The 16326-nt window shown below is 46.1% G+C and carries 16 protein-coding genes; 12 read left to right on the top strand and 4 right to left on the bottom strand.

Features of this window, described 5'->3' with window-relative positions; all coding sequences use genetic code 11:
- Nucleotides 1–14 precede the first annotated feature (14 nt).
- From topA to CWI32_RS03470, 7 genes are all read left to right on the top strand, one after another.
- The gene (gene topA / locus CWI32_RS03500; RefSeq protein WP_100534643.1) at nucleotides 15–2657 is read left to right on the top strand and encodes a type I DNA topoisomerase; all 2643 of its coding nucleotides are present in this window, start codon (nucleotides 15–17) and stop codon (nucleotides 2655–2657) included.
- A 97-nt stretch (nucleotides 2658–2754) separates the two neighbouring features.
- Nucleotides 2755–3510 carry a hypothetical protein gene (locus CWI32_RS03495; RefSeq protein ID WP_005172813.1) on the top strand — a complete coding sequence of 252 codons (756 nt, stop codon included), beginning with the start codon at nucleotides 2755–2757 and terminating at the stop codon, nucleotides 3508–3510.
- Between the two features lie 64 nt (nucleotides 3511–3574).
- Entirely contained in the window at nucleotides 3575–4720 is a 1146-nt protein-coding gene (locus tag CWI32_RS03490; protein WP_100534642.1) for a glycerate kinase, read from the top strand.
- 294 nt (nucleotides 4721–5014) lie between these two features.
- A complete protein-coding gene (locus tag CWI32_RS03485; RefSeq protein ID WP_005172809.1) occupies nucleotides 5015–7003 on the top strand; it encodes an ATP-dependent helicase in 1989 nt (662 codons plus the stop codon).
- A gap of 83 nt (nucleotides 7004–7086) precedes the next feature.
- Entirely contained in the window at nucleotides 7087–7338 is a 252-nt protein-coding gene (locus CWI32_RS03480; protein ID WP_005095517.1) for an RNA recognition motif domain-containing protein, read from the top strand.
- Between the two features lie 204 nt (nucleotides 7339–7542).
- Complete coding sequence (locus CWI32_RS03475) at nucleotides 7543–8046, top strand: DUF6586 family protein (protein WP_100534641.1); 504 nt, start codon at nucleotides 7543–7545, stop codon at nucleotides 8044–8046.
- A gap of 105 nt (nucleotides 8047–8151) precedes the next feature.
- Nucleotides 8152–8430, top strand: a complete 279-nt coding sequence (locus CWI32_RS03470) for a hypothetical protein (RefSeq protein WP_004278462.1) — start codon at nucleotides 8152–8154, stop codon at nucleotides 8428–8430.
- 222 nt (nucleotides 8431–8652) lie between these two features.
- Here CWI32_RS03470 and CWI32_RS03465 read toward each other — a convergent pair whose 3' ends face one another.
- The 4 genes from CWI32_RS03465 to CWI32_RS03450 all read right to left on the bottom strand — a co-directional run bounded on the left by CWI32_RS03465 (nucleotide 8653) and on the right by CWI32_RS03450 (nucleotide 12522).
- Nucleotides 8653–10368 (bottom strand): cation:proton antiporter, encoded by a 1716-nt coding sequence (locus CWI32_RS03465; RefSeq protein WP_100357550.1) that lies wholly within the window; start codon nucleotides 10366–10368, stop codon nucleotides 8653–8655.
- Nucleotides 10369–10503: 135 nt separating this feature from the next.
- A complete protein-coding gene (gene rpmG / locus CWI32_RS03460; protein ID WP_001205031.1) occupies nucleotides 10504–10659 on the bottom strand; it encodes a 50S ribosomal protein L33 in 156 nt (51 codons plus the stop codon).
- 12 nt (nucleotides 10660–10671) lie between these two features.
- Entirely contained in the window at nucleotides 10672–10908 is a 237-nt protein-coding gene (gene rpmB / locus CWI32_RS03455) for a 50S ribosomal protein L28 (RefSeq protein ID WP_000048256.1), read from the bottom strand.
- 165 nt (nucleotides 10909–11073) lie between these two features.
- Nucleotides 11074–12522: a coniferyl aldehyde dehydrogenase gene (locus CWI32_RS03450; protein ID WP_100534640.1), complete on the bottom strand. Its 1449-nt coding sequence runs from the start codon at nucleotides 12520–12522 to the stop codon at nucleotides 11074–11076.
- A 115-nt stretch (nucleotides 12523–12637) separates the two neighbouring features.
- Here CWI32_RS03450 and CWI32_RS03445 point away from each other — a divergent pair, with 115 nt between their 5' ends.
- The 5 genes from CWI32_RS03445 (at nucleotide 12638) to CWI32_RS03425 (ending at nucleotide 16296) form a co-directional block, all read left to right on the top strand.
- Complete coding sequence (locus CWI32_RS03445; RefSeq protein ID WP_205668320.1) at nucleotides 12638–13369, top strand: TetR/AcrR family transcriptional regulator; 732 nt, start codon at nucleotides 12638–12640, stop codon at nucleotides 13367–13369.
- A 47-nt stretch (nucleotides 13370–13416) separates the two neighbouring features.
- Entirely contained in the window at nucleotides 13417–14283 is an 867-nt protein-coding gene (purU, locus tag CWI32_RS03440) for a formyltetrahydrofolate deformylase (protein WP_005095527.1), read from the top strand.
- 192 nt (nucleotides 14284–14475) lie between these two features.
- Nucleotides 14476–15243, top strand: coding sequence for an energy transducer TonB (locus CWI32_RS03435; protein WP_100534639.1), 768 nt, complete (start codon nucleotides 14476–14478; stop codon nucleotides 15241–15243).
- 25 nt (nucleotides 15244–15268) lie between these two features.
- A complete protein-coding gene (locus CWI32_RS03430) occupies nucleotides 15269–15892 on the top strand; it encodes a MotA/TolQ/ExbB proton channel family protein (RefSeq protein WP_100534638.1) in 624 nt (207 codons plus the stop codon).
- Nucleotides 15892–16296 (top strand): ExbD/TolR family protein, encoded by a 405-nt coding sequence (locus tag CWI32_RS03425; protein ID WP_005095532.1) that lies wholly within the window; start codon nucleotides 15892–15894, stop codon nucleotides 16294–16296. The genes CWI32_RS03430 and CWI32_RS03425 overlap by 1 nt, the downstream gene beginning before the upstream one ends.
- Nucleotides 16297–16326: the final 30 nt, after the last annotated feature.

The following is a 16326-nucleotide window of genomic DNA, read 5'->3' as shown; positions in this document are numbered from 1 at the left end:
ATTAACGGTTAATTATGGCGAACGCTCCTCGGTCCACATCAAAAAGCAGCACAGCAAAGTCTCCCGACGCTGGAAGTAAGCGTGCCTTAGTGATTGTGGAGTCGCCTGCAAAAGCGAAAACAATCAATAAGTACCTTGGTCCAAACTACATCGTAAAATCATCAGTCGGTCATGTCCGTGACTTGCCAACAGGCGGCTCTGCCAAATCGACAGAGAAAAAGCCGGCGACACGCACCAAACTGACAGATGAACAGAAAGCTGAAAAATCACAGAATGCGTTGATTAACCGCATGGGTGTCGATCCGGAACATGACTGGAAAGCCAAATACGAAGTGCTTCCTGGCAAAGAACATGTGGTTGCCGAACTGAAAAAACTGGCAGCGCAAGTCGATGAAGTCTATCTGGCAACGGATATGGACAGAGAAGGGGAAGCGATTGCCTGGCATTTAAAAGAAGTGATTGGCGGCGATGAGTCACGTTATCAACGTGTGGTCTTCAACGAAATTACCAAAAATGCCATTCAGGAAGCCTTTAAGCATCCTTCACGTCTGGACACCAATAAAGTCAATGCCCAGCAGGCACGCCGTTTCCTGGACCGCGTGGTCGGCTTCATGATTTCACCACTCTTGTGGGAAAAGATTGCCCGTGGCCTGTCAGCCGGTCGTGTACAGTCGGTTGCGGTGAAACTGGTGGTTGAACGCGAACGTGAAATTCGGGCCTTTATTCCTGAAGAATACTGGCAGGTGTTTGCCGATACCAAATCGAAAAAAGATGACATCCGTCTGGAAGCAGTCAAGCAAAATGGCAAGACTTTAAAGCTTCGTAATAAAGACGAAACGGATGCACTGTTAAACCTGATTAAAGATGCGGATTATACCGTTTCTGCCCGTGAAGATAAGCCAACCAAGGTCAATCCAAGCGCGCCCTATATCACATCGACGCTGCAACAGGCGGCCAGTACCCGTCTCGGTTTTTCTGTGAAGAAAACCATGATGCTGGCACAGCGCCTGTATGAAGCCGGTTTCATTACCTATATGCGTACCGACTCGACCTTCCTGAGTGATGATGCGGTAAGCATGGTCCGTGGCCATATCGAATCAGAATTTGGTGAGAAGTACCTGCCGGCCAAACCAAACCGCTATGGCAATAAAGCCGGCGCGCAAGAAGCGCATGAGGCAATCCGTCCATCTACTGTGGGCCTCAAAGGTGACAGTCTGGTCGGTGTGGAGCGTGATGCACAGCGTCTCTATGACTTGATCTGGCGCCAGTTTGTGGCCTGTCAGATGACACCGGCTGAATACCTGTCTTCAACCATTTTAGTCAATGCCAATGGCGTAGAACTAAAAGCCAAAGGCCGGACGCTGGTCTTTGATGGTTTTACCCGGGTGCGTGGTGCCAACAAAGCGGATGACGATATTCTATTACCGGCAGTGAAAGTCGGTGAAGTGCTGAAACTTCAGAAGCTTGATCCATCTCAACATTTCACCAAGCCACCAGCTCGTTTTACTGAAGCCTCACTGGTCAAAGAACTCGAGAAAAAAGGCATTGGCCGTCCATCGACCTATGCTGCAATTATCTCGACCATTCAGGATCGTGGTTATGTGAAGCTCGATAACCGTCGTCTCTTTGCCGAGAAGATGGGTGAGATCGTCACCGACCGTCTGGATGAAAACTTCAATAACCTGATGAACTACGCCTTTACCGCAGATCTTGAAGGTCAGCTGGATAAGGTGGCAGATGGTGAACGTAATTGGAAAGAGCTGTTAGACAGCTTCTACGGCGATTTCAAGCAGCGTTTGACTACGGCACAAGGTGAGAACGGTATGCGCCGTAATCAGCCAGTGGAAGTGGATGCGGTACATTGTAAAGAATGTGAGCGCCCAATGCAGATTCGTACCGGAACCACAGGCGTTTTCCTGGGCTGTTCTGGTTATAACCTGCCACCGAAAGAACGTTGCAAGGGAACCTTGAACCTGACCCCAGTCGAGTCTTTGGCTGCACTGTCTGATGATGATGCGGCCGAAACCGCTGACCTGATGTCGAAGAAACGTTGTCCGGTGTGTGAAACGGCAATGGACAGCTATGTGATTGATGGCGGTCGTAAACTGCATGTTTGTGGCAATAACCCGGACTGTGATGGTTATGAACTCGAAGAAGGAGAGTTCAAGATCAAAGGTTATGATGGCCCAACCATTCCATGCGACAAATGTGATGGCGAAATGCAGCTTAAAACGGGTCGTTTTGGTCCATACTTCGCCTGCAACAGTTGTGACAATACCCGTAAAGTATTAAAGAGTGGTCAGCCGGCACCTCCGCGTGTCGATCCGATCAAGATGGAACATTTGCGCTCGACCAAGCACGATGACTTCTTTGTGCTGCGTGATGGTGCGGCCGGTTTATTTTTGGCTGCCAGCAAGTTCCCGAAAGTGCGTGAAACACGGGCACCGAAAGTTGCCGAGATTCGCTCTGTGGCTGAACAGCTAGATCCGAAATATCAGTTTATCTTGCAAGCGCCTGATGCAGATCCGGAAGGTAACCCGACTTTGGTGAAATTCAGTCGCAAGAACCAATCGCAATATATTGGCTCTGAAAATGCGGAAGGCAAGCAAACCAAATGGTCTCTGATTTACCAGGATGGAAAATGGGTTGAAGCCTAAATAAAGTTTAAACTTGAAAAAATGCTGACGAAAGTCGGCATTTTTTATTTATGATGTGTCGATATTTTAAAAAAAATAAATAAGGTTGCTTGGGGATATGTGGAAAAAGATTCGGATTCTGATTTTATTAAGTATTTTATTGATCGTTGCAGTCAATGCCTATCGTGATCAAAATCAGAACTGGTCAAAGCCGGTCATGGTTCTGTTGCATCCGATTAATGCAGATGGATTACCGACCACACAGCAATACATCCAGCAACTGTCAGTTCAGGATCTAGAAACGGCAAGAGACTTTCTACAAAAATCAGCACAGCAATATCGTAATCAACCCACTTATTTTTATTTTAATTTGGGTCGTGAGCTTAAAGTTTTACCGCCTAAAGTCCCTGAGCAGGCCTCAATTTTCGATACTGTTGTATGGAGTTTAAAGTTTCGATTTTATGCCTGGAAACAGCAACAAAGTTCGGACCCTTCTGCCAGTCTGACCCTGTTTTTAAATTATTATGATCCGGCACAAACCCGGCAATTAAAGCATTCAACTGCCTTGCAAAAAGGCCGGATTGGTTCGGTCAACCTGTTTGCCTCTCAAAAGCAGTCTGAACAAAATAAAATTGTTTTGGTACATGAGTTACTGCATGCCTTTGGTGCCAGTGATAAATATGATCTGGCCACAGGTCAGCCGATTTATCCAATAGGTTATGCATTTCCAGATCAGCAACCTGTGTTCCCACAAGCCAAGGCAGAACTGATGGCAGGACATATCCCGCTGTCCGAAACCACGAGTAAAATGCCGGGATCTCTGGATCAGACCCTGATTAATGAGATCACAGCAATTGAGTTGGGCTGGAAATAAAGACTTGTAGATTCTCTTGGATTTATCCAGAATCTAGACTTTATTGATAGATAAAAATAACCATATGCCGCTTACTTTTGTTCTTGCTCCAGATTCCTTTAAAGAAAGTATGCGTGCTGAACAAGCCTGTCAGGCCATGCAGCGTGGCATTCAAAACGTGTTGCCTGATGCTTTGTGCATTCATGTTCCTATGGCGGATGGAGGGGAAGGCACTGTCGATACGCTGATCTCAAGTTCAAAAGGACAGCGCATTCCCTGTGAAGTGACCGGGCCATTGCCTGATCAGCGCATCCAGACGTATTTTGGCGTAATTGATGCAGGAAAAACCGCAATCATTGAAATGGCCAAAGCCAATGGCATAGATCTGCTGGAAGCTGCAAAGCGTAATCCTCTGCTGACCTCAACCTGTGGCACAGGAGAAATGATCAAGTCTGCGCTCGATTTAGAGGCCAGTAAAATCATCATTGGCTTGGGTGGCAGTGTGACGAACGATGCCGGTGCGGGAATGGCACAGGCTTTAGGCGCTCGGTTTTTAGATGCCCAAGGATTAGAAATACAGGCTTGCGGTGGAAACCTAGATCAAATCATAGCAATTGATTTATCCGAACTGGATTCACGGCTGGCGGATATTGAAATTATCATTGCATCGGATGTGAATAATCCGCTGTGTGGACCCAATGGTGCTTCAGCGATCTTTGGCCCACAAAAAGGTGCGACACCGGAAATGGTCAAGCAACTGGATCAAAACCTCAGTCATTTTGCCGATCTGGTTGCTCGGCACATTGGACGTGATCATCGTCATGTTGCAGGTGCGGGTGCGGCAGGTGGACTCGGTTTTGGCTTAATGGCATTCACAGCTGCTTCTATTCGATCAGGTGTGGAACTCATCATTCAGCAGACAGATTTAGCCAATAAAATAGCTCAAGCCGATTATGTTCTGACCGGTGAAGGCAAGCTTGATCATCAAACTAAGTTAGGAAAAACACCATTTGGCGTGGCACAAGTAGCGCAAAAATTCAATAAACCGGTGCTTGCATTTGCTGGACTGGTGGGCGATGGGATTGAGTCACTATATGAGTCTGGATTTAGTCAGATTATCGGGATTAATCCACCAGATTGTAGCCGGGAAGAAGCCTTAAAAAATGCGGAAGTGAATCTGGAAAAAGCAGTGTCCAAAACAATTAAAAATATTGAGGAACAGCGTATTTAGTTTTCTTTTACAAGATCGTCATTGCTGCACAAGCTTTACGTAATGGCAGATAATAACGCATAAGCAGATCTTGCTTTTCATGGATGAGAAGCACTGCTTCGCAAGGTAACAGAAATCCTTTGCTGGATTGAGGGTATGTTCCTATATCTCAATCCAGCAGACGGCATCTATGCTGTCGACCCTATAGCAAACAAATCAAGAGATAAAATTTGCTGCTGTTTCAGGGCGGATGAAAAGCCATAATTATAAGAGCGATCTGCTAAACTACAGCCATCCACAAAACGATGAGTGAAAATGAGTTTAGCCAACCTGATTGATGAATTAAATCCCCAACAAAAGCAAGCAGCGACCACAGAAACAAAACATAGTCTGGTGCTGGCCGGGGCAGGTTGTGGCAAAACCAAGACCATCGTGGCACGTGCAGCTTACCTGATTGAGCAGGGTGTACCCGCCAACCAGATTCAGATTCTGACCTTTACCCGCCGTGCAGCCAGTGAAATTGTAGCGCGGGTGGAATTAGCCTTGGGGGATCAAGCCAAAGGTTTGCGTGCCTCGACTTTTCATACTTTCTGTATGTATCTGTTGCGCCGTATTCCGAAGGCCTTTGGTCTGGAACAGTTCTCGATTATTGATCGTGATGATCAGTTGATGATGTTCCGTCTGATTCGTGGCCGTGATGACAAGAAAAATCCCAATCATTTGCCCAAGCCACAAGAACTCTGCGATTTATATTCCTTTGCACGTAATACTCGGCAGAAGCTCAGTCTGGCACTGGAAAAGCAGATGCCGGAATATTTGGCGCTGAAAGATCAAATTGCCGAGATTATGAAAGAGTACGAAGCACGTAAGCAGGCACGCAGCTTTCTGGATTATGACGATATTCTGGCGGTGGTGGCGACAGCTTTGGCACAATCAGAAGGCTTGGTCGATTATGTGGCTTCAATCTGTCGACATATGCTGGTCGATGAAATGCAGGATACCAATCCGCTGCAATGGGCTTTGCTGGAGCCGCTGAAAGACCGGATCAGCCTGTTTTGTGTCGGCGATGATGCCCAGTCGATTTATGGTTTCCGTGGCGCAGACTTTGAAAATATTCATCATTTCAAAGAACGGGTACCAGATGCGCAAATTTTTAAACTGGAAAAAAACTACCGCTCGACCCAGGAAATTCTGGATCTGTCCAACTGGCTGCTGGATCAGTCTGAAATCAAATATGACAAACGTCTGGAAGCTTATCGTGGCGAGGGCCTAAAGCCGCGCATGCATATATTTCCGAATGAGTTTGATGAAGCCAAATGGATCGCAATTGATATTAAAGAGCGTCATTATTTACAGGGCAGCAAATGGGGCGAACATATGGTACTGGTGCGTTCCAGTTTTGCCGCGCGGCATATTGAAGCGGCCTGTATCGCGGCCAATGTACCGTATCGATTTATTGGCGGTATGAAGCTGCTGGAAACGGCACATGTCAAAGATTTGCTCAGCATGCTGCGTGTGGTCGCCAATCCGCTGGATGATATCGCCTGGATGCGTTTCTTGACCCTGTGGAATGGTGTCGGTGATGTCGGTGCAAGCAAGCTGGCGCAACACATTTTGCTGGAACCTGAAATCGATAAAATCTCCGATAAACTGGAGAAATTTGGCAAGATACCTCTAAATGCGATTCTGATCATGAAGCAGATGAGCGTGCTGAAAGGCGAAGTGCAGGCTTGTGTCAGTCTTGCGATTCAGGCAATTGAAACACAACTGGCAGAGAACTATAAAAAAGACTGGCCACGTCGTCAGGGTGATTTTGAACTGGTGAAACAACTGGCCTCCAAGCATTCACAACTAAGTGAATTTTTAGAGGAATATGTGCTCGATCCAGTGTCGATTTCGGAAATTGAACGCCAGTCCGATCATGATGTGGTGACCCTGATTACCATTCATTCAGCAAAAGGCACCGAACAGAATGTCTGTTATGTGGCCAATGTCACGCCGGGAAATTATCCGCATGCACGCGCCCAAGGCGACTTTGATGATGTTGAAGAAGAACGTCGTGTGCTGTATGTGGCGCTGACCCGAGCCAAAAATGAATTGATTCTAACCAAACAAAATCTGAATCACTGGGCGCGGGAAACGGTCGATGCGCAGGGACGTAAAGTCGCAAGTTATTTCTTGAATGATCTCACCCGGCATTTATGCACCACGGAAACCCATTACAAAACCCGGCAGCAGACCGTGAAAAGTGCCTTAATTGAACGTCAATCGATTAATTTAGATTTTGGCATTGATCTCGATTAAACTATAGCAAAGTTGTTGCATACAAAAAGTAGAGTAGGCGCGTGCTTTTTGATATTTTTTGCCTATCTTCTTAAGGTTATCAGATGAAAATTTTAGTTCGTAATTTAGAACGTACGGTCACAGAAGCCGAGTTGCTGAAGTTGTTCCAGGAATATGGCACAGTGAATACTTGTACTTTGGTGCTCGATGCGGCAACCGGGAAATCAAAAGGTTTTGCCTTTGTAGAAATGCCGCATGCACGTGAAGCCATCAAAGCCATTAAAGGCCTGAATACTTTGCGCTTGCACGGACATGGAATCCGGGTAAAACAAGCAGAAGATAAGCCCGAGGCTTAAACTGGAAAAGGAGCACTTGATATGCTCCTTTTTTATGGCTGAAATTTAACCTTGTTGTGCTCATGGTTGTACTCGTGCAGGCAGTTAGATTTTCTGGATTTCAGTACTGGATGGATTCAGTTTAAACATGTTTTGATTGCGAAATGAAAGCGAACCTTTTACTTTATAAAAGCCAAAATTTGTTTAAAACCTTAGGAAATATCAATGACCCGTGTTGCTCGCTATCATGCGGACCGTACCAATCAAAAACTGTATTTTGCCCGTCTTGCCTGCCAGCAGGCAGAGCAAACCCAGCATGTGCAACAGGCTCAGGCACAACGTGAGGCGACTGTATTTCATTTACATGGCGCTTTATTGGCATTTTTGCAGGAACTGGTGCGTTACTATCGCCTGAATGATGCCAATCCGACGCTGAAATCGATCGAAGAACTAATGGCAGCCAAAGGCCAGATTTCACCCGAAGTAGCCGTATTACAACACTTATCCAAGAGCGGTTTCATTGCTGAACTGAAACGTGCCTATCATCTGTGCCAGTATGCGCCTGAACCGAGTACACCGGAACCCGAAGACGAAACCTCCTCAAATCTCATCATTAAAGTCACACAGTCTCCACAAGCATGGTTACCTGATCCTGCTATATTAAGAGAATGGCATCGTGACTTAACACAACTCATCGATGGTTTTCGCAATGAGATGATTGAATTTTAATCGGATCGACCGTACTTGAAATTAGAATTTTTAACCCTATATCAATTACTCTAATGATGCAAAGTGCACCCGGCTCTTTGCCACCATGTTGAACATGGAGGATATATGTCTATAGAACAGTTGAAAGACTTATTTGGTAATCAAGACGCGATTTTAGAACTCGTTCAACTTGAAGGTGGTGCCTTGGCTTTACGCAATGCAGGTTCGCATAAACAGCCTTTGGTCATGATTCAGTTTAATGACGAGGTGAAGGCTCTACTCGGAGAGCAGACGCCTGTAATTGCGCAACAGATGATTCAGGCGGCCCTGTATGGCTTGCTGGAACAGCAGGTCAATGAATGGCAGGCAGAAGTCGTAGATGAAGAGCCGAAGTATATGAGTTAAGATTACAATGTATTCAAAAGCACACTATCGGTGTGCTTTTTGATTTTAAAGGGTTGGGGAATAAGTTAGATTTTAAGTACGAGCTCAAGGTGAATTTCAAGAAATGAAAACCCCGTTTCTGTGATTTTACTCCTGATGATTTGAATTCAGCTTATACAAAAAATCTTGTGATTATGCATAAAAAAAGTTGCCACATTGGGCAACTTTTTTTATGCAAAGAGATTAATGAGAAGGGGGATGCTGATGCGCAATCTCGATCTGGTTCAAAATATGATTACTCATATTCTTCGCCATTTCTTCTTTGGCATAATACACCGCGCCGATATTATCACGACGGATCGCTTCAGCTTCTTCCTTGCTTTCGGCACAGACCAATACCTGAATTTTCGGATTCAAGGTCTTGGCAATATCTACAATTTTATGAATATCGATGATATCCATAGGGGAAATGACCAGTAAGCGCGCATGTTGAATATGCGCCTGGATCAAAACACCGGCTTCAGTCGCAGCGCCTGAAACCGCGGCAATGCCTTTTTCACGCAGATTTTCGACAATATCGCGGTTTTCTTCTGCAATAACCACCTTGATATTTTCTTCCATTAATGAGCGGGTAATACGACGCCCCACTTCACCATGACCAATCAGCACCACCTGATCACGCAAGTAATCCTGTGAAACTTCATCGGGTAACATCGCCAAGGGATCACCACTGCGTTCCAGTAAACGTGCCAGGGTCGAGCGTTCCCGAATCCATTTTTGTACCGGTTCAATCGCGGAGAAGATAAAGGAGTTGAGAGTGATCGAGATCAATGCGCCCGCCAGAATCAGGTTTTGACCTTCTAGTGAAAGCAGATTCAGTGACACCCCAAGTGCTGCCAAAATAAATGAAAATTCACCAATCTGTGCCAGCGAAGCGCCAACAGTCAACGCGGTATTGATTGGATAGCGGAAGAACAATACCAGTGCCATTGCCGCCAGAGTTTTACCAATCAGAATAATGCCGACGACTGTCAGCACATGGAGTGGCTGTTCCAGTAAAATACGCGGATCAAACAGCATTCCGACAGAAACAAAGAATAAGATTGAGAAGATTTCACGCAGCGGCAAGGTTTCTTGTTCCGCGCGATGACTGAAATCTGACTCTTTCACCACCATCCCGGCAAAGAAAGCCCCCAGCGCCATAGATACCCCAAAAACCTTATAGGCCCCAAAGGCAATCGAGATGGCCGCAGCGACTACAGTCAGGGTAAACAGCTCACGAGAACCCAGACGTGCCACGACTTGGATGATCATCGGCACCAGACGTTTACCAATAATCAGCATAAAGGCAATAAAGCCTGCGACTTTCAGCAGGGTAATGCCTAAAGTGGCCCAGATATTGTCATCACTCGCACCTTCAAGTGCTTGTCCGCCTAGAAGTAAGGCAGTGGCCGGCAATAACACCAAGGCCAAGACCATGACCAGATCTTCGACCAAAAGCCAACCGACGGCAATCCGGCCATTAATTGAATCGAGCAGACCACGATCACCGAGTGCTTTGAGTAGAACCACCGTACTGGCACAGGACAGGCTTAAACCGAATACGAGCGCAGAGCCAAAGCTCCAGCCCCATAACATCGAGACTCCCACTCCGAGCAGAGTGGCGACTGCAATTTGCAAAATCGCACCGGGCAATGCAATCCGCCGCACCTGCATCAGATCACTTAGCGAGAAATGCATCCCGACCCCGAACATCAGGAACATGACACCTAATTCTGCCAGCTGATTGGCCAGATGAATGTCGCCGACCACACCGGGTGTATTGGGACTAATCAGAATGCCGGCCACCAGATAGCCGATAAGTGGGGGGAGGCGCAGACGTGCAGCGATATAGCCAAAAACCAGGGCTAAGCCAAAACCAACAGCCAATAATATAATGAGTTCTACGTCATGTGGCACTAAATACTCCTTTAGTTAGGTTTGCTGGGAAATAAGCACAAAAAGTGCCAAAACATGTAGAAAGTTTATCAAGTGGGGTAAAAAAAATGCAAAAAAAAACGACCTGAAAGGGTCGTTTTTTTTAAAAAGCCAAAATTATTTGATTTTAGCTTCTTTGAAGATTACGTGTTGACGGATTTTTGGATCAAATTTTTTGATTTCCATTTTTTCCGGCATAGTACGTTTGTTCTTAGTCGTGGTATAGAAATAACCTGTACCAGCTGAAGAAACTAAGCGAATTTTATCACGCATGGTTCAGACTCCTTAGATCTTTTGACCTTGAGCACGTAGGTCAGCAACAACCTTTTCAATGCCCAATTTGTCGATAATACGCATACCTTTAGTGGTTAAACGAAGACGTACAAAACGTTTTTCGCTTTCTAACCAGAAACGGTGGTGGTGCAGGTTCGGCTCGAACCGGCGTTTAGTTTTGTTGTTGGCGTGTGAGACGTTGTTACCAACGACTGGACGCTTGCCGGTAACTTGGCAAACCTTAGACATGGTGTAACTCCATTGATTTAGCCAACAGCAAATCTGTATGGCCAGTCAAAAATAAACGGATTGAAATCATTCAAGGGGCGTTTTATATCAAAAATGCGCTTAAAAGACAAGCGATTTTCGTCAAAACGCAGCACGAGCTATATCGATAGCTCATGCCTTGATCATTTAACGGAGAAGTGTCTTCGAAATCAGCTTGTGAATCGGTTTATTGAACGGCGGCAGAATGTATTTCAAGCTATACAGCTTTGGATTCGACATTACCGAGCGTTCATGCGACAAACTGAAGAAGCCTTCTGGACCGTGATATTTCCCCATACCTGATGCACCGACACCCCCAAATGGTAGATCGTCTTGTGCAACATGGGTTAATACCGTATTTTGCCCGAAATGCCCTGAATGGGTACGCTGTGCGACATAATCAGCACGCGCTTGATCAAAGTCGAAGTAGTATAAAGCAAGTGGGCGTGGACGGCTATTAATAAAGTCGATAACTTCATCAATTTGATCATATTCCATGATTGGCAGCAGTGGACCAAAGATTTCATGCTGCATGATCTGCATGCTTGGTGTGACATTGGTCACAATGGTGGGGGAAATTTTACGCAGATCAGCGGAATTTTCATGGCGCGGATTGATTTCAATAACATGAGCACCCTGTTCACGCGCATCATCCAGATAGCCTTGCAGACGGTTGTACTGTTTGTCATTCACAATCGAGGTGTAATCCTGATTATGAGTGATATCCGGATACATTCTTTCTACGCAGGCTTTAAAATGATCAATAAATTCTGCCGTCTTGCCACGAGGCAGGAACATATAGTCCGGTGCGACACAGGTTTGACCGGCATTCCAGAGTTTGCCCACCGCAATCCGCTGCGCGACATCACGCAGATCAATCGATGGATGCACCAGCACTGGCGATTTACCTCCCAGTTCCAGAATCACCGGAACCAGATTTTCTGCTGCGGCTGCCATCACGGTTTTACCCACAGCAGTCGAGCCGGTAAAAATCATTTTGTCGAAGGCTAGACGACAGAAAGCATCTGAGATCACACCGCCACCATTGACCACTGCGACCAGCTCTTTTGGAAAGGCTTCTGCCAAGGCTTTTTCAAGCACTTCACCAAACGCAGCCGATGCACTAGAAATCTTGATCATGGCGTGGTTGCCGGCAGCCAATGCACAAATGAGCGGGCCAACGGACAGCAACAGCGGATAGTTCCACGGTGCAATAATCCCAATCACGCCCAAAGGCTGATATTGCACCCAAGCTTTGGCCGGTTGATGAATAATGCCGACATGACGCTTGGAGGGTTTCATCCATCGGGTCAAGTTTTTGCTATAATATTTGATATGTTCCAGACAGGTGAGCAGTTCACCGATTTTGGTTTCCCCAATCGAGCGGTTACCATAATCTTGATTAATTGCCTCTGCAAATTGATCTTGATACTTAACTAAGATACGCTTAAGTCGAGCTAAACGATCGATGCGTTCCTTTGCCGTCGGCAAAGGATAGTTTAAGTAAGCATGTTTTTGTTGTGCCAAAAGCTCATTTAAGTATTGGCCATCAAAAAAATGTGGTGTCATTGATATTGTTTTTGTGTGACTGTTCATGCCGCACTACCATTATTCAAAAATCGATTAATTAATTTTTAGAGCAAATACTCTAATTAGTCAAGTGACTTTGTGTGTTAGCCTGCTAATGCACGAACTGAATGGTTATTTTAGGATGTCCCAAACCAAAACCTTAAAAACTAAAGAGCGTATCTTGCAGCTCAGTTTGCAGCTGTTCAATGAGCGTGGCGAACGCTCTGTGACCACCAATCATATTGCGGCTGAACTCGGGATGAGCCCTGGTAACCTGTATTATCATTTCCGTAATAAGAATGAAATTATTAAAGAACTGATGGAGGAGTACCAGCAGCAAACTCTGGAAATGCTGGCGCTGCCGGATGATCGTGCTCTGGATGCCAATGACAAGATTCATTATTTTCAGGTACTGAGCAGTCAGCTGTGGGCTTATCGTTTCCTGCATCGCGATGTCTATCATCTGGTCGAAAATAACGAAGATTTCCGCAAGATGTATCCACGCTTTGCCGGCGAGGTGATGCAGCAAGGTCAGAAAATCTATAAGGCTTTTGTGAATGCTGGCTTGATGGACATGACCGATTCAGAAATTGAAGCACTGATCATTAACCTGTGGATTGTACTGACCAACTGGACCAACTTCCTATATATGTCAGGTCATCTGACCGATTCCAATACGCTGGAAGAAAAATGGGTCTGGCAGGCACTCCGTCAAATGGTGTTCCTGGAAGGGGCCTATTTACGCGGTGAAAGCCGTCAAACTTATGAAGGTTTGCTAAATAGCCTGGGTTCTTCGGAACTTTTTGCCAGCCTGTCATCTGCAAAAAACACAGAAGTCGAGTCGACTATTCAGAATATCTCGGAAACGCGCTAGAATACTCGGCTTATTTTAAATTTAACTGATTAGTGACTTAAACCAACATGAATATGACGACTGCTAACACCGCACGTTTATTGATTACTTGTGAAGACAAGCCGGGCATCGTGCAGGCTGTTTCGAGCTTCTTGTATCATCAAGGTGCCAATATTACTGCGCTTGACCAATATGCGACAGCAGCGCAGGGCGGCCGTTACTTCATGCGCGTTGAATTTGAACTGGATCATCTGCAAAGCCGTAAAGAAAGCATTACCCAGACTTTTGCGGTAAATGTCGCAGAGCGTTATGGCATGCAATGGCGTCTGGCTCTGGTCAGCGATGTGAAGAAAGTCGGTATTTTGGTGTCTAAGGTCGATCATGCCTTGCTTGAGCTGTTATGGCGTCATGCCCGTGGTGGTTTGCCATGTGAAATTACCAAGGTGGTATCGAATCACGAGACTTTACGCGAAGCGGTTGAAAACTTTGGCATTCCATTTGAAGTGGTGCCGGTGACCAAAGACAACAAGCCTGAAGCCTATGCAGAAATTGACCAGTTAATGCAGGGCAATGACCTGTTGGTATTGGCGCGCTATATGCAGATTCTAGATGAAGAATTTGTAAGCAAGTGGGAAATGAAAGTGATCAATATTCACCATTCATTCCTGCCCGCATTTGTCGGTGCAAATCCGTATAAACAGGCGCATGAAAAAGGTGTCAAGCTGATCGGTGCGACTGCACACTATGTCACTGCCGATCTGGATCAGGGCCCGATCATCGAGCAGGACGTAGAACGTGTCAATCATGACTTTACCGTTGAACAGTTACGTGAACTCGGTCAGGACGTAGAACGTAATGTACTGGCACGTGCAGTGAAATGGCATCTGGAAGACCGTATTATTGTCGATGGCAATAAAACTGTGGTGTTCCAATAAAACTTGCATCCCTATTTAAAAAGGCATACTTTTAGTGTGCCTTTTTTGTTTTGATGCAAAAAAAGTCAGTGAAAGGCATGATTAGTAGTTGCAAATGAAAACACTTCTCATTTATTATTGGCGTACTTTAATTGTGCTAACCGATGAGCTTGATTGTTTGTTTCACATCATCTCCTCAAGGTAATAGATTTAATGAGTCAAGTTGCTGCTCCCATGCCACCTACACCGCCCAACAAGATGAAAAAGAAAGTCATCTCGATTCTGGCGGCCGTGTTCGTCGGACATGTGGGCCTATTGTGGGCAGTGAGCCAGATGGACGCACCGGAGCTCAAGCCTGTAGAGAAAGAGCCGCTTAAAGTGCGCTTTGTAAAATTGCAGGAAGCACCCAAACCTTTACCGCCAAAGCCGAAGGCCGAGCCACAAAAAGAGCCGCCTAAGCCCAAAGAAGTCAAAATTGTAGATAAACCGCTGCCACCACCGAAAAAAGTTGAAAAAATAGAACAGGTGAAGAAGGCAGAAGCACCTAAAGTCGTGAAAGCACCACCCGTTGAAGCTAAACCAACCCCAAGTCCGGTGGTGTCGACAGTGGTCACCGAAACCAAAGTGCAACCGGCACCAGCTCCAGTCGCGCCACCTGCGCCTGTAGCACCGCCAGCACCTGCTGCGCCGCCATCACCAAAAAGTGTCTCGATTGGGGGGGGAGTGAGCTGGCAGCGCGCACCGAAAGTTTCCTTGTCTTCAGGTGAGTTAAGAGCGACTTGTTCGATGGTGGTCGATGTGGCGGCAAATGAGCAGGGTAAAGTGGTTTCTGCGACTGCACGTAATTCGGATTGTAGCTCGGCAGTGAACCGTAAAGTTGAAGCAGCGGTACGCCGCGCGCAACTAACCAAATATGTGGAAAATGGTGTGGCTTATCCAACCCGGGTTGAGCAGCCTTTCGATTTTCAAATTACCAAATAACGGCTAACCCATTAGGAGTTCGAAGATGAACTTTTCAGTTTATTGGCAACACGCTGATGCAGTCAGTAAAACGCTGTACTTCGTGTTATTGGCAATGTCGATTGCGACATGGACCATTTTTGTGCTGCGTTTAATGGGCACTCGCCAGCTTAAACAAGTTGCTTATACCCAGCTGTCTCAAGCATTGGAGCAACTGAAAACCAAATTGGCTCCTTTGGGCTTTGAACAGCGTAAGGCAGTGGCAGAACAGGCGTTATTACGTCAGATTTCAGCCGAAAAAGCCAATGCTGAGAAAGGGGTATCCGTCCTCGGTACGATTGCTTCGATTTCACCATTTGTCGGTTTGTTTGGTACCGTGTGGGGTATTTTCCATGCGCTGGTTGCAGTGGGTAAAAGCGGTCAGGCTGGTCTGGCACAAGTGGCAACCCCAGTCGGTGAAGCCTTGATCATGACGGGTCTAGGCTTGGCCGTCGCGATTCCTGCGGTACTGGCTTATAACATCTGTGTGCGTTTCAATCGTGGTTTGGCGCATGAGTTACAAGATCAGGCACATGGCTTGTTGATTGACACCATGTTGCAACAGGAATCTGCTACAAAAAAGTCTGATGAAAAAGTAACACAACAGAGTTTAGTGGGAGGTCAAGCTTAATGGCTTTTCAACTGGGTGAAGACAACGATGTAGGTATGAATGAGATGAACCTCATTCCCCTCATCGACATTATGTTGGTATTGATGATCATCTTCTTGGTGACAGCGACCGTTGCGAACCCATCAATTCCATTAACCTTGCCACAAACCACTGCGGAGATTATTGATCTGCCGCCTGAAAATGTCACAATCAGCATCAATGCGGAAGGTGACATTGCCTGGAATGGCAATGTCCTGACCCTAGACGAATTGCAGACCCGTTTTAATGAAGCAGGTCAGACTGAACGTCAGCCGACGATTGTGCTGAAAGCAGATAAAGAATCCCGTTATGACATGGTAGCTCAAGTCATGTCGCGTGCGAGTGGAGCCGGACTCAGCGATATTGCCTTTGCAACCGATAACTAAGATTCAGCTAACGAAAAAAAGCGACTGATT

The sequence above is a fragment of the Acinetobacter pseudolwoffii genome (assembly GCF_002803605.1).
GTDB classification, from domain to species: domain Bacteria; phylum Pseudomonadota; class Gammaproteobacteria; order Pseudomonadales; family Moraxellaceae; genus Acinetobacter; species Acinetobacter pseudolwoffii.
This window is presented reverse-complemented; position numbering and strand designations above follow the sequence as displayed.